The sequence below is a fragment of the Acinetobacter sp. RF14B genome, from assembly GCF_006864105.1.
In the GTDB taxonomy this organism is placed as follows: domain Bacteria; phylum Pseudomonadota; class Gammaproteobacteria; order Pseudomonadales; family Moraxellaceae; genus Acinetobacter; species Acinetobacter lwoffii_C.
In genome coordinates this window covers 1-17,836 of sequence record NZ_SMTB01000034.1, presented here as the reverse complement: position 1 = coordinate 17,836, position 17,836 = coordinate 1, and the positions used below count along the sequence as shown (strand labels likewise).

Annotated in this window: 21 protein-coding genes and 3 pseudogenes; 14 read left to right on the top strand and 10 right to left on the bottom strand. The window is 35.4% G+C overall.

Annotated elements, in window-relative coordinates; translation table 11 throughout:
• Positions 1 to 46 precede the first annotated feature (46 nt).
• The 3 genes from E2K52_RS07030 to E2K52_RS07020 form a co-directional block, all read right to left on the bottom strand.
• Positions 47 to 349: a helix-turn-helix domain-containing protein gene (locus E2K52_RS07030; RefSeq protein ID WP_001140620.1), complete on the bottom strand. Its 303-nt coding sequence runs from the start codon at positions 347 to 349 to the stop codon at positions 47 to 49.
• A gap of 5 nt (positions 350 to 354) precedes the next feature.
• Positions 355 to 669, bottom strand: coding sequence for a type II toxin-antitoxin system RelE/ParE family toxin (locus E2K52_RS07025; RefSeq protein WP_151204436.1), 315 nt, complete (start codon positions 667 to 669; stop codon positions 355 to 357).
• 528 nt (positions 670 to 1,197) lie between these two features.
• Positions 1,198 to 1,896, bottom strand: coding sequence for a hypothetical protein (locus E2K52_RS07020; RefSeq protein ID WP_151204435.1), 699 nt, complete (start codon positions 1,894 to 1,896; stop codon positions 1,198 to 1,200).
• 88 nt (positions 1,897 to 1,984) lie between these two features.
• Between E2K52_RS07020 and E2K52_RS07015 the strand changes: the two genes are divergently transcribed.
• The 4 genes from E2K52_RS07015 to E2K52_RS07000 are packed head-to-tail and all read left to right on the top strand — an operon-like array spanning position 1,985 to position 4,099.
• Complete coding sequence (locus E2K52_RS07015; protein WP_151204434.1) at positions 1,985 to 2,185, top strand: hypothetical protein; 201 nt, start codon at positions 1,985 to 1,987, stop codon at positions 2,183 to 2,185.
• A 7-nt stretch (positions 2,186 to 2,192) separates the two neighbouring features.
• The gene (locus E2K52_RS07010; RefSeq protein ID WP_161981132.1) at positions 2,193 to 2,951 is read left to right on the top strand and encodes a DUF4123 domain-containing protein; all 759 of its coding nucleotides are present in this window, start codon (positions 2,193 to 2,195) and stop codon (positions 2,949 to 2,951) included.
• Entirely contained in the window at positions 2,938 to 3,855 is a 918-nt protein-coding gene (locus tag E2K52_RS07005) for a hypothetical protein (RefSeq protein ID WP_151204432.1), read from the top strand. The genes E2K52_RS07010 and E2K52_RS07005 overlap by 14 nt, the downstream gene beginning before the upstream one ends.
• Positions 3,842 to 4,099, top strand: a complete 258-nt coding sequence (locus E2K52_RS07000) for a hypothetical protein (RefSeq protein WP_151204431.1) — start codon at positions 3,842 to 3,844, stop codon at positions 4,097 to 4,099. The genes E2K52_RS07005 and E2K52_RS07000 overlap by 14 nt, the downstream gene beginning before the upstream one ends.
• Here E2K52_RS07000 and E2K52_RS06995 read toward each other — a convergent pair.
• Positions 4,096 to 4,587 carry a metal-dependent hydrolase gene (locus tag E2K52_RS06995; RefSeq protein ID WP_151204430.1) on the bottom strand — a complete coding sequence of 164 codons (492 nt, stop codon included), beginning with the start codon at positions 4,585 to 4,587 and terminating at the stop codon, positions 4,096 to 4,098. The genes E2K52_RS07000 and E2K52_RS06995 overlap by 4 nt on opposite strands.
• A 293-nt stretch (positions 4,588 to 4,880) precedes the next feature.
• Here E2K52_RS06995 and E2K52_RS06990 point away from each other — a divergent pair.
• Positions 4,881 to 5,750: pseudogene (locus E2K52_RS06990) on the top strand (IS982 family transposase).
• Here the strand turns inward: E2K52_RS06990 and E2K52_RS06985 are convergent.
• Both E2K52_RS06985 and E2K52_RS15630 read right to left on the bottom strand, forming a co-directional pair.
• Entirely contained in the window at positions 5,747 to 6,022 is a 276-nt protein-coding gene (locus tag E2K52_RS06985) for a helix-turn-helix domain-containing protein (protein ID WP_151204429.1), read from the bottom strand. The pseudogene E2K52_RS06990 and the gene E2K52_RS06985 overlap by 4 nt on opposite strands.
• Positions 6,006 to 6,326 (bottom strand): annotated as a pseudogene (locus tag E2K52_RS15630) (transcriptional regulator). The gene E2K52_RS06985 and the pseudogene E2K52_RS15630 overlap by 17 nt, the downstream one beginning before the upstream one ends.
• Positions 6,327 to 6,532: 206 nt before the next feature.
• Here E2K52_RS15630 and E2K52_RS06975 point away from each other — a divergent pair.
• Genes E2K52_RS06975 through E2K52_RS06965 form a run of 3 tightly spaced genes read left to right on the top strand, consistent with a single transcriptional unit; the run spans position 6,533 to position 7,768 of the window.
• Entirely contained in the window at positions 6,533 to 6,982 is a 450-nt protein-coding gene (locus E2K52_RS06975; protein ID WP_151204428.1) for a PAAR domain-containing protein, read from the top strand.
• On the top strand, positions 6,975 to 7,436 hold the full coding sequence (locus E2K52_RS06970; protein WP_151204427.1) for a PAAR domain-containing protein: 462 nt from the start codon (positions 6,975 to 6,977) through the stop codon (positions 7,434 to 7,436). The genes E2K52_RS06975 and E2K52_RS06970 overlap by 8 nt, the downstream gene beginning before the upstream one ends.
• Positions 7,433 to 7,768, top strand: a complete 336-nt coding sequence (locus E2K52_RS06965) for a hypothetical protein (protein WP_151204426.1) — start codon at positions 7,433 to 7,435, stop codon at positions 7,766 to 7,768. Before E2K52_RS06970 ends, E2K52_RS06965 begins: the two co-directional genes overlap by 4 nt.
• Before the next feature lie 136 nt (positions 7,769 to 7,904).
• On the opposite strand, the gene E2K52_RS06960 is transcribed toward E2K52_RS06965, so the two are convergent.
• A complete protein-coding gene (locus E2K52_RS06960) occupies positions 7,905 to 8,237 on the bottom strand; it encodes a type II toxin-antitoxin system HicB family antitoxin (protein WP_151204425.1) in 333 nt (110 codons plus the stop codon).
• 199 nt (positions 8,238 to 8,436) lie between these two features.
• On the opposite strand from E2K52_RS06960, the gene E2K52_RS06950 reads away from it, so the two are divergent.
• Together E2K52_RS06950 and E2K52_RS06945 are read left to right on the top strand one after the other, a co-directional pair.
• Positions 8,437 to 8,721: a hypothetical protein gene (locus E2K52_RS06950; RefSeq protein WP_227548221.1), complete on the top strand. Its 285-nt coding sequence runs from the start codon at positions 8,437 to 8,439 to the stop codon at positions 8,719 to 8,721.
• Positions 8,722 to 8,727: 6 nt separating this feature from the next.
• Positions 8,728 to 9,102 (top strand): hypothetical protein, encoded by a 375-nt coding sequence (locus E2K52_RS06945; protein WP_201798512.1) that lies wholly within the window; start codon positions 8,728 to 8,730, stop codon positions 9,100 to 9,102.
• On the opposite strand, the pseudogene E2K52_RS06940 reads toward E2K52_RS06945, so the two are convergent.
• A pseudogene (locus E2K52_RS06940) lies at positions 9,076 to 9,895 on the bottom strand (IS5 family transposase). The gene E2K52_RS06945 and the pseudogene E2K52_RS06940 sit on opposite strands and share 27 nt — an antisense overlap.
• Before the next feature lie 188 nt (positions 9,896 to 10,083).
• Between E2K52_RS06940 and sbmA the strand changes: the two are divergent.
• Entirely contained in the window at positions 10,084 to 11,277 is a 1,194-nt protein-coding gene (gene sbmA / locus E2K52_RS06935; protein ID WP_151204424.1) for a peptide antibiotic transporter SbmA, read from the top strand.
• Positions 11,278 to 11,944: 667 nt separating this feature from the next.
• Positions 11,945 to 12,862 (top strand): hypothetical protein, encoded by a 918-nt coding sequence (locus E2K52_RS06930; protein WP_227548220.1) that lies wholly within the window; start codon positions 11,945 to 11,947, stop codon positions 12,860 to 12,862.
• A gap of 102 nt (positions 12,863 to 12,964) precedes the next feature.
• Here E2K52_RS06930 and E2K52_RS06925 read toward each other — a convergent pair whose 3' ends face one another.
• Positions 12,965 to 13,543 carry a DJ-1/PfpI family protein gene (locus E2K52_RS06925; RefSeq protein ID WP_151204423.1) on the bottom strand — a complete coding sequence of 193 codons (579 nt, stop codon included), beginning with the start codon at positions 13,541 to 13,543 and terminating at the stop codon, positions 12,965 to 12,967.
• Between the two features lie 225 nt (positions 13,544 to 13,768).
• On the opposite strand from E2K52_RS06925, the gene E2K52_RS06920 reads away from it, so the two are divergent.
• Complete coding sequence (locus E2K52_RS06920; protein WP_171478822.1) at positions 13,769 to 14,293, top strand: hypothetical protein; 525 nt, start codon at positions 13,769 to 13,771, stop codon at positions 14,291 to 14,293.
• A gap of 347 nt (positions 14,294 to 14,640) precedes the next feature.
• Here E2K52_RS06920 and E2K52_RS06915 read toward each other — a convergent pair whose 3' ends face one another.
• Positions 14,641 to 16,284 carry an SLC13 family permease gene (locus tag E2K52_RS06915; RefSeq protein ID WP_151204422.1) on the bottom strand — a complete coding sequence of 548 codons (1,644 nt, stop codon included), beginning with the start codon at positions 16,282 to 16,284 and terminating at the stop codon, positions 14,641 to 14,643.
• Between the two features lie 464 nt (positions 16,285 to 16,748).
• Between E2K52_RS06915 and E2K52_RS15100 the strand changes: the two genes are divergently transcribed.
• On the top strand, positions 16,749 to 17,836 hold a 1,088-nt coding region (locus E2K52_RS15100), incomplete at its 3' end, for an AIPR family protein (RefSeq protein ID WP_171478821.1).

Sequence of the window (17,836 nt, the reverse complement as noted above, 5' to 3'; positions counted from 1 at the left end):
CTTATACGAAGTTAAAAATGGGAGCCTATAGCTCCCATTTTTATTGTTAAACATTGAATCCTATATGTTTTCCTGTTGGAAGCTCTACATCAATACGGAGCTTCCCACCCATTGCTTCAACATACTTTTTCATGGTTGAAATCTTAAGATCATTGCCACGATTTTCTATTGCTGAAAGCGATGGCTGTTTTATTCCCAAAGTTTCAGCAAGCTCTTTTTGAGAAATTTCGAGTTCTTCACGAATAAGATGAAGCTGATTTTCTAGCAGTAATTCATCTGCCATTTTTTGAATACGGGCTTGGCTCTCTGGAGAGCGGCTAGCTAACAATTCTTGCAGAGTCTTAGCCATTAGATTTATCTCCTAGGGTGGTGAGATGAAATATCCAGCATGTCTTTATAAAAACGTTTTTTACCGCCTTTATTACCAATACACAGCCCAATAGCCTGTCGTAAAGGATCAAATGTGAAGAAAGCTCTTAGTGGTCTACCGCGATGTTGAACACGCAGTTCTTTCATATTGGTAAACTTAGACTCATACACTGTATCTACTAAAGGACGGCCTAGACTCGGTCCCTGCTGCTGTAGAACAACCAGGATCTTCTCTTGAGTCGATTCATCCTGCTGTTCAAGCCAGTTATTAAATAGATCTGTCGTAATGACTGTCCACATACCACACCGATATATAGATTGTAGTCTATATTTTAGAACCGTTATGCTTGTTTTGCAAATGAGAAAGGATAGGCAATAAAAAACCCCGGCATCCTGCCGGGGTTTCTCATATTGGGTTGCTAGGTATGACTCCTGTCGTACCTCACGATCCTGGTGTGTAAACTTATTATTGTTGTTTTCTGTTCTGGAACATCCTGTTCCTGTATGACTTCATCATAGGAAAATTCCAGTATCACGGATAGCCGCAAAGGGCCGATATTGCTGTGCGCCAAGGCGTACAAAATAGCCTAAATTTTATCCACAAAAATTAGGGATAATTTGGGATGCAAGAGTCTTGTTACTTGGGCAAAAATACGGAAATTGAGTATTTTTTAACCAATTTTAGTGGCTAAATATTACAAAGTTGCTTAAAAACTCACCGACTTATTACAGAAGCTAATTTTTGTGCATTTTGTACTCAAGGGTGAGTTGCTAGGTTATTGATAAATAATGCTATTTTAAAGCGCATTTCGTATAAGCTCTATTATGTTAAATGGAATCAGATTTAGTAGAAATTTCCTTAAATTCTAAGGCTGTCTTTTGGGTATTTGGAATATGACCAGTGATGTATTCATTCTCCGCTTGAAAAAAGAAATCAAAACTCTGGCTCATAAGCGGATCTTGTTGGCTTTGCTTCTGGTAGATCGGTGCAAGACGGTTGATATAGTAATTAATCCAGTCCACTTTATCAGTAAAGGCAGCATAGTCTTTTAGATCGCCATAGAGGTTTTGTAGATCCTTGGAAATGAAATCAATGTGGGGATGAAACAACCAAACGGTAATATCCATAGGGGGAATGGCACTGAGTTCATACGATTCTGAGGGTTCAAAGCGTTGTATCATATAAAGTTGTGCGCCATGTTCGCTGTAACTAGAACAAAGTAGCTTGGTGTTTTCGACCTGAAAGTAGTCTGTGCCAATTTCTAGTTCTCTGATTTGTTTTGAAATATCTAAGCATTGTGGGAATTTATTGATATCTAAATGAGCCAATTGCTTAAATAATTCAATGGATCGGCTAATGACATAACTTTCACCTGTACCTGTGATTATTCCTTTATCCCATGAGTAAATTTTAGCGGTTTTTTCAGGGCTAAATTTAATTTCACCTGTTTCTTTTAAAACCACTTTTTTATTGTCTGCTGTGACAATGATGCTATCATTCAGTTGTATAGCGATGATGAATGTCATGCTTTTATTAAAAATATTGAATTATTAGTTATTTATATTATGCCAAATTCAGGCTCAAATTTTATAAATTTATAAAAAAGGTGAATCTATGGCTGGTGGCTCTCAGATCATAATTAATAAAGATGGTATTAAAATTATCACTCCTGCAAAGTTTGAAGTGAAAGCAGGGCAGCATCTTTTTAAAAGTGGAGCTACTGCTACAGTAGCATTACCCATGTTACCGAAAAGTATTTGTCTGGATTGCATGAAAAAAGCTGCTGAGAATGGCTCTGTATTCATTAAAAAATAGGTTATTTATGTCTAATTACTTAATTATTAATAATTTAGATTTTTATAAATTCAATGAAAATTTTAATGATTTTATTCTTTCACAAGAAAAACTATATGATGACTACATGGTTATTAATAGTTTACTTGATGAAGCACCATACCTGATAAACGTTAAGAGTGGTGTTAACTTTCATGATTTTTTAAGCAATACAACATCAATTTTTTTTGAATCAGAACAAGATCTTATAAAACTAAGAGGGCAGCTATCTGAAAATTTATCGATAACAACAGATAAAAATGAAAATCTACATTTTAGATTTTACGACAGTAGAGTTATTGAATTATTAAAAAATATCATTAATTTAGAGCAATTTAATTCAATTTTTAAGGATATAAAATTTATAGAATACTTTGATTATCTTTCATTGGGTTTTAATAAAATTTCTTTTAAATGTTATGAAAATAAACAAAAAATTATTTTTACTAGTGAACTAATGAGTAAAATAAATGAAAAAATGGTAGATATTCATTTAATGAATTTCATTAAATATAATAAGCTAAATTCTGACTTAGATGTATATGAGAAACTTGATTTTATTCATCATAACTATAATATTTTAATTGAATCTGGTTTTGATGATGTTAATCAAGTTTTTGATATAATGAGTTTTATTTTTTTTAAAGATTTAAAAATAAATGATTTTTCCTACTTATTAAACGCTGAAATATCAAGTGATTTTAGATATATAAAATTAAAAAGAGATTTTAAAAATGCCTCAATTTAAAACCTTAAAACTATCTAATAGAAGAAATAATGAAGCTGTAATGCAATGTTCAGCATATGGAAAATTGACTGTAAATTTAATATCTAAAGATGATAGACAACAAAATATATCTTTTAAAGCTATTATTTATCAAGGTGATAAAGTAATTCATTCAAGTAGTTTTTTTAGTATGAAATTAGAATTACCTCGATTAAATATTGGACAATATAAATTAGAAATTATACCTAAAAGAGATGAAACTTATTTTTGGTATAAAAATGTCCCACTTAAAGATTTTTCTTATAATTTTGAAATTTCAGGTGATACCACGACTGTAGTGGACTGCTTAATTAGTAGGCAAGAATCAATAATTTACAATATAAAATTTTATTTTTATGTACAGGAAAATAATAAATTAAAACAGGACACAGTTTGGTATGAAATAAGCTACTTTCAAGAGGTTACTGATAATATAAATTCTATCGATAGCTCATCAAAAAAATTTAGTATAGATCCTGAGTTATTAAAATCAATTATTTATATGGAGTCAACTCATGGATATTATGATGCTGTTTTTGAAGTGATTCCAAGTAAAATTAAAGAAAATAAATCTATTAGGCCAACGAATATTAATGTAGAAGCTTGGCCAATGTTGTTTACAAGAGAAGAAGCCAATAATGTTGTGACAAATATTGATACAGGAGCATATATGCTCAAATTAATTAGTGAGAGAGTTCCAGACAAAGATATATTAAAAATAGCCTCTTTGTACAATTCTACTAATGCGAAGTTTGTTTTGCAGTATGGTTTAGAAGTTAAAAAATTTTATGAAAGGAAACCATGGAATCAGATTGTAGAAAACAATAAAATTAGAGTGAATGATAAAGGAGATTCAAAAGGAGAACCTTATCATGGTGGCGATTAAATATTTATTTATAGCATTGATTTCATTTATTATTTCTTTGCTTCCAATTTATTATGCCAAAACTACAGGTGATTTTAATGATTACTGTATTACAGGACCAGAGATTACCTATACAACTTGTCATTTAGATATAGGTTATGTTTCATTATTAACTGCTTGCTTTACCATTATTTTATTTATTGTATTTTCAATAATTTATTTAATTTTAGAAACAGTTTTGAAGTACTCATTCAAGAAAAATTAATTTTTAAAATATAAAATTAAGGCACTGATACATATAAGTATTTCCATACTAAAAGACCAATGAAAAATAAAGTTTAGCCACCATGGTTGATAGCGGTTAGTGACTTCAAAGAACACATATGGCTTATCAATGAATGGTGCAAACAGCCAAACATCGCCTACGAAGGTATCTAAAGATATATGGAGAAGAGCAGCACTTGAAAATAAGAGCACTATCAGAGCTAATCTAGAAGTGTATTGAGAAAATTTAAAGTAAAAATAAGACATTAGGAAAATTGGGATCCAAAAAGAAAACCAATGTAAGAAATATTTATGATGATGAACTGACCTATTATCAAATAGATAAAAGTAAAATAAATCGATATCAGGAAAAACAGCTCCTATCATAATGATAGCGAAAAAAGCTTTTTTACTAATTTTAGTTTGCTTTAATTTTTTATCTAAAAATTTAGCAAGGATATAACCTGATGGTAAATGAGCAATAAACATTCTTAATGTAATTAAATAATTTTACAGATTTTAGCATGTTAATTTCTCTCGATAGAAGCCACAGCCTCTGGTATCTTATTTAACATAATACACGTTATGCGAAGTCAAAAATGGGAGCCTTTAGCTCCCATTTTTACTATATTTTTTAATTAGCTAAGAGCTTCTCTAACAAAAGAAGGATCTTTGATAAACAGCTTAATTAACCCGAATCGCGGATAAGAAATTGACTTGAAAAATAAGAGGACTAGAGCCATCAGTTGAGTTACCACACCAAACTCACAACTCTAGTCCTGATGTTCAATAGTACCGAATTATTCTGCGTAATTGATGATTTTTTTCTTAAATTTGAATCAACTTATTGGGAGTTTCTCAAACAAAACTGTGGTTCCTTAAGAATCAGAACTGCTCAACTCACAATTTCAGAAATCTGCTTTATTGCCATTTGGTACAAATGCTCTCATTTCAATAATTTCAAAGCCTTTTTCACCTGGTTAAAAGAAGATAAAAGCCATTTATTTAAGTACTTGCCTTGCTATCAAAGGATGATTCATCTGATCAATATGCACCAATTGGCCCTACACGCTTTACATGTGGCGCTGATGAAAGACCAAACTACACAATATTTATGGATTGATTCAACAACTCTGCCAGTTTGTAAAAATCAACGTATTCAGCGTCATAAATCATTAGTCCAAATTGCATCACGTGGTAGAAGCTCAATGGGCTGGTTTTATGGCTGTAAATTACATATTGCGATGAATCAATTTGGTGAAATTGCCTGTTCTGCTTTATCGAATGGACATGTTGCTGACATAAAAATGGATGAGCAATTGGTTGCTGGTATAGAAGCAAAACTTTATGGGGATCGAGGTTACATCAGCCAAGAATTAAAAATCAGATTGAAAGATCAAGGTATTGATTTAATTACTTATCATCGAAAGAATATGTAGGCTATTCAACTCTGTGCATCAGATGAATATCACCTAAGACAACGCAATAAGATAGAAACATTATTCAGTTTATTGAAGGGACAATACAATTTAGTGACGAGTAAAGCACGTAGTCTTCATGGATTTCTGAGTGGAATTTACGCCTCACTATGTGCATATCAATTAACCCATCAAAATAAGCCAACAATTCAAATTAAGGAATCATCGGCTTAAGCAGGATCCGGGTTAATTAAGGATTGTGCCGCTTTAGATGGTTTACGTACACCTTGTTCCCAACTTTCCAAAGTACGCACAGATACACCTAAAGTTTCGGCAAATTCACGTTGGCTTAACTCTGATTTTTGGCGAGCTAAAGCGACATCAGTTTGAGTGATGGTATAAGTTTTGACTGGAACATTGGCAAGCATTTCATCTACTGCCATAAGTAATTCAGCACCAATATCTCGTTCAGCATCACGGCTTACAATATCATTTGAGTGATTCATTTAACTTCTCCACTAAAGCACGTAGTACTTTTTTATCGAGTTGATCAACAGCAGATTTCCCATAAATGGTAAGTAACCATATTTGTGCGTTAGCTAGACGGTTGTAATAGATTACTCTGACTCTACCGCTTTTACCTGTCTTACCTGATCTCCAATAAACTTTACGTATTTCTCCTGAGTTAGGTTCTACATCACCAACTTCAGGATTGGAAGCAAGAAAAATTTTAAACTCGTTGTATTCTTTTTCTGTTCAATAGTCTGAATAAAACTTACTGAACAAAGATGTTTCGCATATTGTATACATCAAGCTTCCATACTACCTACTACTATGTAGCAATTTTATTGTACTACATAGTAGTACTTTATCAATGCTTTTTCTCAAATTTCGTATAACCTCCATTATGTTAAATAGATCCCAAGTCAGTAGAATATTCAACTACTACATTTTAAATTTTTGCTTCACTTTATAATTTGTTATTCTTTATTGAATTAGAACAATTGGATCTAGCCATGACTAGCCCTACTTTTTTGCATGAACTGCCAGAAGAGCAGCTGAAAAAACTTTCAAAAGAAGACATTATAAAGATTCAAGAAGCAGAACAATTGTATTGGAATCATAAACCTTATAGTAAATTCTATGCTGCATTTAACAGATCTAAAACTAGAGATGGTGGATTGATAAGAGCCTCTACGAATACCTATAAAGTTAAAGGCGTTTCTTTAGCGTTAGTTGGTGATGAAGCCATATATACTGATGGTTCTAGTACGAAAATTATCTCTGGAGCTGGTAGCGCTATCACTGTTCATAATCGATCATCAGAATTGGTTGGATCACCACTAGAAAACGGTGATGAAATCATCAATAGTCCAATTACATCACATGTTTTACGTTTATATCATGACGCAATTATCCACGACGGATTTATGACTTCCGCTCTTGGAGCATCAAAAAATGTCTAAAGGATTTGGCATTCATGGATCTGCAACAAGTCACGGTGGAACAGTGTTATCCACTCAATCTCGAAGTTCCCAAATGGGAAACCTATTTCTTCGTGCGGGAGATGGTTTTTCTTGTCCTAAATGCAAAACCTGGTCAACTTTGATTAAGAGTAATGACCATGTGGTTTTTAATGGTAAAGCTGTGGCGTATGTCGGTGATAAGTTCACGTGTGGCGCTAATTTGATGCCTAGACAGGTTCATGTTATTGGTACTAGTGGTAGGACTCTAGGAGCAAGCTTAACAGGTCAATTCGCTAGATTTTCAAGATTGGGAGCTGCATGTGGACCATATGCAGCTGCTTGTACATTAGCCATTATGATTGTTGGAGCAATAATAGGAGGAATCCTAGGAGATCATGCTAGTGATACTTTCGAAGAAGAATCAGCTGAATTTATAAGATGGAAATTAATATGACTTTAGATCAGTTATGGTTTTCACTATCATTTTTATTTGTTGATAATGAAGTTGATTATAAAAAAATAGCTAAAGAAATTTCTAATTACGATATAAAAGTTATTGAATTTCAATTATTTTATAATGTTGCACCAATTTGCTCTGAAAATCTTGAACAAACGATTTCTCCAATTTGGAGTAGTTTTGATAAAGAGGAGTTAATTAAGGATATTCAAAAGCATGCGATGGATGAAAAAGATATTACGTGGAGAAAAAAGTTATCTGCGAATTTATATAAATTTAAATATCGCAAAGAATGGGAATGCTTAAAAAAATATTTAAATCAGAATTAGATTTTCATTGAGACTATAAATTAAATTCTCCTGAAATTAACATAATACACCTTATACAAAACTAAAAATTGGAGTTCTAAGTTACCATTTTTGCTGAGTTTTTCGATTTTTATTTAGTAGCCTAAGCTTCAATAAATTATGTACCTAAACGCATTAACTTTTCTTGAATTGCATCACTGACAAAGGCATTTAGAGAATTACTTGATGCTAAAACCGCCTTACGGTGCAATTCAGGGCTAATACGGACATTAAAAGTGCCTTTGAATAGTTGATCAAGAGATTTTCCTAGTTCAGCACATGATTCTAAATAGCCGTCTACAGATTCCTGAAAAGCTTGCTCAAGGGCTTTTAAAGTTTCCGCTTCATAGGTAATAAGATCACGAATAAAAGCAAGTTTTCCAAATAACTCACCTGTTTCAATATCAGGCTCAATTGTGCCGAGATAACCTTTGTATTTTAAATAGCTCATAAAAATCCCTCTTGCTTGAGTACCTGTTTTACAGCTTTCAATGCCCCACCTTTGATTTCATTTTCAGGGTGTGGTCTATGCAGTAAAATCATATGTTTAATTTTTTCATCTTAGATTACCATTTCAAATTTTTCATAGCCGAGCTGGCTCAGTAAAGCGACTAAATTTTTATAAAGCACTGATCGCAGCTACAGAACTTTTGAAAGATAGTTTTGATATACGAGTTGCGGAACACTATAAAAATTTAGAAGATATTATAAAGCTCACTCCAGCAGGATACGGTATTTTTGATAAAGCAAAGTACACTGCATTAGCGACAAATAATCGAAATAATAGAGGTACATTGATGATTGGGCATAGAGTATATCAAATGATTTTCAATAAAAAACGGAATAGACAAGCTTATGAACTATGTCGAACCGAGTATGGTTATCAAGTTCCAATCTCTGAAGAAAACGAAATCCTTGATACAAAGAATTGGTAAATACTTATGAAGTATTGGGTAATTTTATTAGTTGGCTTAACTTTAGTAGGTTGTAGCCATGCGAATGATACAAGCATAAAAGAGCGTGAGAATGAAATTAGTAATGCACTTAAATCTCGAACTATCACCATCGCAGATGATATAAATCAATCGCGAAGATTGTATACTACAGCGTACAACACTATTAATAATAAATCCGAAATGAATAATGAATTATTCATCTATACTGTTCGTAAAGTAGGGTCTTTAATTGGAAACTATGAGGCAGATCATGATAGTTTCGAAAATGATATTATTACCAATAAACAAATGTCATTAGAAACAATAGATAGCTTAGACCTCTTGCGAAAGTCCTTATTGCGAGTTTATTCGGTTTACTAATGCAGCGATTAAATTAATGCGTAAACCGAATCTTTTCCGTCTATTTCGATAGCGCCCACTCAATATTCTAAATGTTTTCAATTGACTATTGATGTGTTCGATCACAACCCGTATTTTTCCAATCATGTTATTGTACTTTTTCTCAACATCAAATAAGGGGAAATTCTTCTGTTTCTTTATTGGCATCAATAATTTAAAGCCGTCTTGCTCTAATCCGTAGTATCCTAAATCGGTAATAACATATTCACAATGGTTAAATTTCTTAACCGTTGTTCTTGCCAGTTTAATGTCATGCTGACTGCCATTCTATATATCTAGCCCTATGATTTGTTTACTCTTCGGATGATAGATCACTTGGGCTTTTAGCGTATGTTTCTTCTTTTACCCCTGTAGAACTTAATCTGATTTTTTTCGGGCGTTCAATTGAACATTCTGTAGCATCAATAATGACCCAGTTAAAGTGTTCGTCTGCTGTGGTAATGCTTCGTTTTGGCAGGATAAAACGTCTTGATTTCATCAATGCATTTTCAACCTTTTTAATGGTTCAATTCACATTACTTTCAGCGATATGGTAATTTGCCGCCAATTCCAGTTGAGTACTGTAGTTTCGTAAGTAATTGAGAGTCAATAACAACTGGTCCTCTATATTTAAAGTATGAGGACGACCTGATTTCTTTTTGAGTGATTCAGCTTTTTCTAGAACCTCTACCATTCCAGTAAAAACTTGTCGAGGTGCGCCAACCAAGCGTTTGAATTCAGAATCTGAAAAACGATTTAATTTTTGATATCTCATGAAATTTATATTGAGGCGGTTTTTACTTTCGCAAGAGATCTATTATATTGATTACATCAATGTTTTATATTCATCTGTTGTTTTTTGCATTAAATTGAAAAATAATGCTGTCGCAGGTTCTCAAGCTAAAAATAAGAATACACTGTGCTTCATTTCTGAACCAGAGATAAAAGGAGAGTTATACCTCTATGTTCAAGTCATTTTTTCCGCGACCGGTCTGGTTTTTCAGCAGTCTGGTCTTGTGGTTTCTAATCAATCTCGGCCTTTGGCATAGCGGTGGTTCAGGCTGGGGTGTTTATCTCGGCTTGGCACAAGGGTATCAGGATGCAACTCTTCCTATTGGAATTAACCGCTTCTGGACCCCGAAATTTATCTGGTTTTATCTATGGTTCTTTGTCGCTACCACTTTGTTTGCTTTGTTTTGGCGGTTTAAAGCCCATCACCCATGGCAGCGCTGGTCCGTCTGGGGATCAGCTTTTATCCTGTTTAATATCTGGTTTGGCGTACAGGTCAATGTGGTGCTGAACGAATGGTACAATCCGTTTTATAACCAGATTCAGAATATGCTCAGTCAAGGTGGAGGGGATGTAAAGTTTCTTTACCAGGAGGCATTGACCTTTATTTATATTGCCATGATTTATGTCACGCTGGCAGTCTTTAACCTGTTTTTTGTCAGCCATTATGTATTCCGCTGGCGTACTGCAATGAATGATTATTACACTGCACACTGGGAAAAACTGCGTCATATTGAAGGGGCATCACAGCGTATTCAGGAAGATACCATGCGTTTTGCCAAGACCACCGAGCAGCTCAGTGTTTCCCTGATTGAATCCCTTATGTTATTGATGGCTTTTTTGCCTGTTTTGTACCAACTGTCCTCGCATGTAAAAGTTTTGCCTTTTGTCGGGGAGATTCAACATAGTTTGGTGTGGGCATCAATTGGTTGGGCAGCACTGGGAACGGTGATCTTGATAATCGTTGGCATGAAGCTGCCAGGACTGGAATTTAATAACCAGAAAGTAGAAGCTGCCTATCGGAAAGAGCTGGTTTACGGCGAAGATTATGAAGATCGCGCCCATCCTTTGACCTTGCAGGAACTTTTTAGCCGGGTACGCTGGAACTATTTCCGTTTATATTTCCATTATGCCTATTTCAATATGGTGCGGATCTGGTATTTGCAGCTCGATAATATTTACGGACTATTTATTCTGTTCCCAAGTATTGCTGCGGGCACGATTACGCTGGGCTTAATGATGCAAATCATGAATGTTTTTGGCAAAGTTCGCGAGTCTTTTCAATACCTGATTATGTCTTGGCCGACGATTATTGAACTCTTGTCGATCTATAAACGTTTGAAAGCGTTTGAATCTCATATTAAATAAGTGAGTTTTAAAATATTTGATTTTAAGGCCAAACATTCAAAGTTTGGCCTTTTTTTGTGTTTTTTTTCAGGGGAAAGCGAGAAAATGAGCCAACAAATTCACTGCTCTATGTGCTGCTTAATGGTCGCAACCTCTCAGTGTCAGGATATTTAACCGTTTTCTCTTATCTAGTGTCTGAGAGTCAGTATGACTGCTATTTTAATTTACATACTGGGTGTATATAAAAATATATTTTACATATTTGAAATGATTCAATTTTCTAATCTCATCTAGAGGATATAGAAGAAGTGAATCAATGTTTAGGGAGGCAATAAAGTAATAAAAAGATCTTGAGTATATTTAGAATGGATAACCGAACAACTCGTTTCTTCGGCTTTTAGGTGAGCAGGTTGTGGTTAAAATTTAAATACAGTGATTTGTCCGATTGATGAACCATTAAAATGTTAACAAAATCCATTTTTATAAAACAAAGGTTGTCATACTTAACACCTTTGGTGATGATCTGTGCGAGTGTTTACTTTAATTCCGATATTTATCAATATCTTGTGATTGTCGTTTTTTTGTATTTGCTATATGTTATAGCTTAATCTGGGTTGAGATGTTTGCTGTGCAATTAAAATTCATAATTCTAACAATAAGTACAATAATTTTAGCGGGCTGTAATAGCATGATGCCCTCAAAACCCAAGGCTTTGCACCCTTTTGTTAGCCCTCAAGAAGTGATTGTCAAAAGAAATTTAAACTTAGAAAATGGTCAGGCAAAAGAGTATGTCTATGTATGGGACGCAGCCCGACAGCATCTGGAACCGCAATCTTTATATCCCCGTACCGTCCTCAGCCAGTATTGTCATGAACAGGGCGGGAAGTTTTCCCTGTTACATCGAAGCCGCCTAAGTCTGGTCAAAGAGAATGCCCAAAGAAGCAGTCTAAATAAAAATCGTTATGTTACCCAAGGGATTGGTGCCTATCAGTGCCATTTGTCGAGCCAGGCACAAAAAAACTGGATTGTATCGATTGAACCTGTTTCCGAGCGCCAGCAGGATAAGAAGGGCACGCGGGCAGTACGTTTATTGACACAGATGTTCACGTTGAATGAAGCGCATAATTTTTATCAGGCTCATAAGACCGCCTCTAAAGTCAGGAAACCGGGCAATGATAAAGCAGAAGCTAAAACTACCGTGAAAGAGGTCGATAAAGCTGTTCTTGATAAAAAAGAAACAGATAAACAAGAAAGTAAAGTACCTCTAGAACAGCCTGCAGTTGTAACGCGCCGTAAAGTGGAAACGCCACAACAGCAGCAGATGAAGCTCTATGTGGTAGCCCGTCGTGATATTAATAGCGGTAAAAATCTGAACAATGCCTGTAATAATGCGCAGCGTGCTTATAATTATGGCAAGTTACAAGGAACAGAAGGCACCCGGGTATATACCGAGTCGGGAATGCTGGTGGCACGCTGCCTGAATGGTATTCCTGCTTATGCGAATCGCTTCCCGAACTCTAAAGCTCAGGCCAAACGAGTGTTGCAAAACTTGGCGACTAACTATAATCATAGTGGTGCGAAGAATATGCTGAAGCAAATCAATTAGATGTTTTTCTTGATCAATGAGGTTTAAGCAGTTGCAATTATGATAGGAAAGATTCTAAACCCGCTTAGAGTCCAGCAAGTTTAGAATCTTTGGCATAAAGCATTAAAGGCGAATGGTGGCGCCTAAAGCTTTAACAAATTGTGCCATCCAAGCCGGGTGAGCAGGCCATGCAGGCGCAGTAACCAGATGACCATCGGTAACCGCTTCAGTAACAGCAATGTCGGCATATTGACCGCCTGCCAATTTCACTTCAGCAGCGCAAGCAGGATAAGCAGAACAGACACGGCCTTTTAATATATCAGCAGCGGCTAAAAGCTGCGCGCCATGACACACTGCAGCAATCGGTTTTTGTGCTGCATCGAATTCACGCACAATCTCGACCACACGATCATTCATACGCAAGTATTCAGGCGCACGTCCACCAGGAATGACCAGTCCCACATACTCCTGTGAATTTACCGCAGTAAAATCATAGTTAATGGCAAAGTTATGACCACGTTTTTCGCTATAAGTTTGCTCGCCTTCAAAGTCATGAATGGCTGTTGCAATGCTATCTCCCGCTTTTTTGTCAGGACACACTGCATGCACGGTATAGCCTAGGCCAGTCAGAAACTGAAATGGCACCATAGTTTCATAATCTTCGGCATAGTCGCCAACCAGCATCAGAATTTGCTTAGACATGTTTTTCCCCTCGAAAAGTATACTTTTACTGTTTTAGAGAACCTTAGCATAAGTAGGTGACAGTGATAAGAAAATGGAAACCTTCTTTGGTCGAATAATAATAGTTTTTAAAATCATGGAATTTTGAGCTAAGTAAAAGAATAATATTTATTTTTACAGATGGATAACAGGTGAGCAGAGGCGGTTTGTGATACAAAGAATTCATTGTTAATAGGAGTTTGCCTGATGTCTCGTAGTGTATTCACTGCTGTTCGCCACACATTTTCCCGTATGGGCTGTGCTGCTGTAATGGCGCTTGCTTTATGCAGTGCAACTCAATTTGCATCGGCCGGGCCCACGGTGGATCAGTTGAGTGATTGTCTGGTGAAATCGACCACAACAACGGATAAGACGACGGTGTTGCAATGGACTTTTGTGGCATTGGGTAATCATCCCGACTTAAAGGCTTTTAGTAATGTGACCGCGACTCAAAAGGAAGCATTAGATAAGAATCTGGCGACGGTGTTGCAGCGTATATTGGTGGAGCAATGTTCAGCACAGACCAAAGCCGTGATTCAGGCAGAAGGTTTGCCAGCTGTTGGTAATAGTTTTCAGGAACTGGGCAGTATTACGGGTGAAGAAATTCTAAAAACTCCAGCAGTGAAAGAGCAGCTCAAGGGCGTGGTGCGATATATTGATTTAAATAAATTGGTGGTGACGTTTTTGACACCGGATGTGTGGAATAAGTTGGGATTGATTCGAGGGGAATAAGTGGTTTTTGAGTTTATTTGAAGATAGCGATGATGATTTTAATCAGCCAGTAGATGGGGTAGAAGATCACTTAAATTTCATAGGAAAAATCTCCGCGTTGTTTTCTACGTGGTTCAGGTTGCATTTCAGAGAGCCATTTACAGCTTTTAGGAATAATGAGCAAAAAGACAATAACAACTGCGAATATGTCAATTACTACTTGAATGATGGTAAGTAAGATTTCGGTTGTCATTTTTGTTTTTCTATATTATTTAATCAATTATATACCAGCTTAGAAGCTTTTATATCAATAAGGACACCTCTCCTAAAAGGAGAGGATTTCTATAGAGTGAATGATTAAATATCGATTATTTCCATGCAGCTGGGAAGCTAAATAGTTCCAAACCAAAAGTCAGCGGGAAAATAAGATAGACGGATACTACGATTAAAAGGGTGGCGAGAACAGTGACTAATGTCCCTTGCATAAGCATATCTCGAATACTTACTCTACCCGTTGCAAAGATAACAGCTTGAGATGGTGTGCCAATAGGTAGCATAAAGGCAAAGCCAGCACCAAGTGCAGCAGCGGCCATTAATGGTAAAGGATGTACATCTAAAGCTAGAGCCAAAGTTCCTGCAATTGGAACAAAAATAGTGGTTACCGCTGTGTTTGGTGATACTTGAGTAAGACTAATCGTTAATGTTGTGGTAAGTAATAATGCCACAATATATGGCAGATTTTGCAGTGATAATAATTGCTGTCCAATCCACTGTGATAAATCAGTATTACTAAAGCCAGCAGCCAAGGCAAGACCACCACCGACCAGCAATAAAACATCCCAAGGCATTTCATTAAGCGAATCTGCATTTAAAAGACGTTTGCCATCCGTTGCAGGTATTGCGTATAGAGCCATTGCCGCTGTAATAGCGATCATGGTATCCGAGATACCTGGAATAATATCTTTCCAGATAAATGTACGCGTTAACCACATAAAAGCGGTCAGGGTAAAGATGATTGCGACCGCTTTTTCTTCATAGGACATTTTGCCTAAGCGGTTTTTTTCTGACTGAATAAATGTTTTGCCTTCAGTGATTTTCTTCGCTTTCATTGGATAGGCAATTTTGGTCAACCAAAAGGTTGTGAATATGGCTAGAATTAAGCAAAGGGGAAAAGCAAAAATGAACCATTGTGCAAATCCAATTTCATAGCCATAAATTTCTTTGACCAGTCCTGCCAGAATCAGGTTGGGTGGGGTACCAATCAGGGTTGCACTGCCACCAATAATGCCACCAAATCCAATTGCAAAAACAATGGCTTTAGTAAATTTGACCTCATCATCCGGATCGTGACTTGCTTCTTGTTTGAGTAAGGAAATGATTTTATAAACAATTGCCATTCCGATCGGTAAGAGCATCATGACCGTTGCTACGTTTGAAATCCACATGGATAAAAACGCTGTGGCGAACATGAATCCATAAATCAGACCATTCACGGTAGACCCGGAAAAACTAATAATGCCTAATGAAATGCGTTCGTGCAGATTCCATTTTTCAATTGCAATCGCGATTGCAAAGCCACCTAAAAATAAGAAAATATTCGGGTCTGTATAACTGGAGGTGACTTTGGCGATGGTCAAAGTCCCCATCATTGGCATCACGACAATAGGCAGCAAAGAGGTAATGCCTAAAGGTAGAACTTCTAAAATCCACCAGATGGAAAGCCAGGCGGTGAGTGCTAAAACACCTTGACCTTCTGAAGATAAACCTTCAAAACTCATACCAAAGTATAACCATGCAAATACCAATGGGCCGAGGAATAATCCAAGCCATTGGGTTTTGTTGTAGGAACCTTTGAACCCATTCTGTTGTTTAGTATTAGAGTGAGTATTGTCAGTTGAATCTGAGTTCGCTTGAATCTGTTGAGATAAAATGAAGTGAGGGTTTAAACGTTTGAATAGGTCCTTAGTTTTATGATGTCTAGTCCAGACTGTATTCCAAAGTTGGTTGATCATTGATTTTTCTCCTTGTACCTGAATTTTGGGTGACAGATAGGTGAATAATCAAAGATCTTTGGGGTATATGTTTATGTTGTAGTGGTATGGAGTATCTAACTAGAGCTTTTTAGTTTTTATTCGCGCTTGCTTTCAAAGAGCCTCTCTCTTGTGCTTGATTTTTAAGACCTCTCCCTAACCCTCTCCTGAAAGGAGAGGGAACTACGTGTATCAAATAGATTAGGTGATACTCCCTCTCCCTATGGGAGAGGGCTGGGGGGAGGGTGCTAGACACACATAAAGAAGGACTTTGAGAGTTGAATGCGTCCTAAGTCTTCGATTTTGGCAATAAAGGATACTTTTTAATAGCTATATTGTCTTTAAAGTTAAATGTAGATAAAAATTAAGTGGTAACTGTATTTGAATAAAAAATATGTTAATTTTTAATTATATAAAAATATAATCCAAAAAATCACGGATAAGTTATGGCAAAAAATGATGCAATTTTAATTGATGGAATTATTGACGATCGCGTTGAGCAAGGTCTTCCGTCTAGTAAAAGAGATGAGTGTTTCGAGTTTTTGGCTTTTGAGCAAATTTTAAAAGATGAAGATTTATCATTTGATGAAATTATGAGTGGTGTAGTTGATGGCCGTCAGGATGGAGGAGTTGATGCTTTTTATATTTTTATAAATGGGCATTTATTAGATGATATAAAAGATTTTGTGTGGCCAAAGTCAAGTGTAGAATTAAAATTGGTTATAGTAACCTGTAAATCTCATGAAACATTTAAACAAGCTACTTTAGATGCTTTAATAGCTACAATTACTGAATTTTTTGATTTCTCCATATTAAATAATGAGCTTTCAGGTGGTTATAACAAACAGCTTTTAGATCAAAGAGATAAATTTATATATTGTTATCGGAAAGTTTCACCAAAATTAACTAATTTTTCAGTCGAAATATATTATGCCTCTAGAGGAAATGAAAGTGAGATTGGGCAAGAAGTTTTATTAAGATCAAAACAGGTTGAAAAAATATTTGAGAACAACTTTAGCGTGGCTAATGTTAAATTTAATTTTTTTGGTGCAAGTGAATTAAACAAGTATTATAGAAAAGTTAAAAATTATACTCTTGAGCTACCATTTAAAGATATATTATCAAGTGGTGAGCGCTATGTTATTTTAACTAAACTAAGTGATTATTATAAATTTATTACTGAAAATAATATCTTGAAGAAGTACATTTTTGATTCAAATGTTCGATCATTTATGGGTTTAAATGGTGTCAATGAAGATATTAGGAATACATTAGATGAAGAGAATGAAGACTTTTGGCTTTTAAATAATGGCGTTACTATACTAGTTACTTCAGCTTCAATAATTGGTAAATCGTTGCAGGCTGATGATGTTCAAATAGTCAATGGTTTACAGACATCACATTCAATAGACTTCCTTCATAAATCATTTTTCAACCAATTTAATTGTTTATCTTTCACCCAATCTAAATTGTATATGCCAGCAAGTAAATTAAACCGCAGGTTTAATCGTTTACGACGATTTCTATATACACA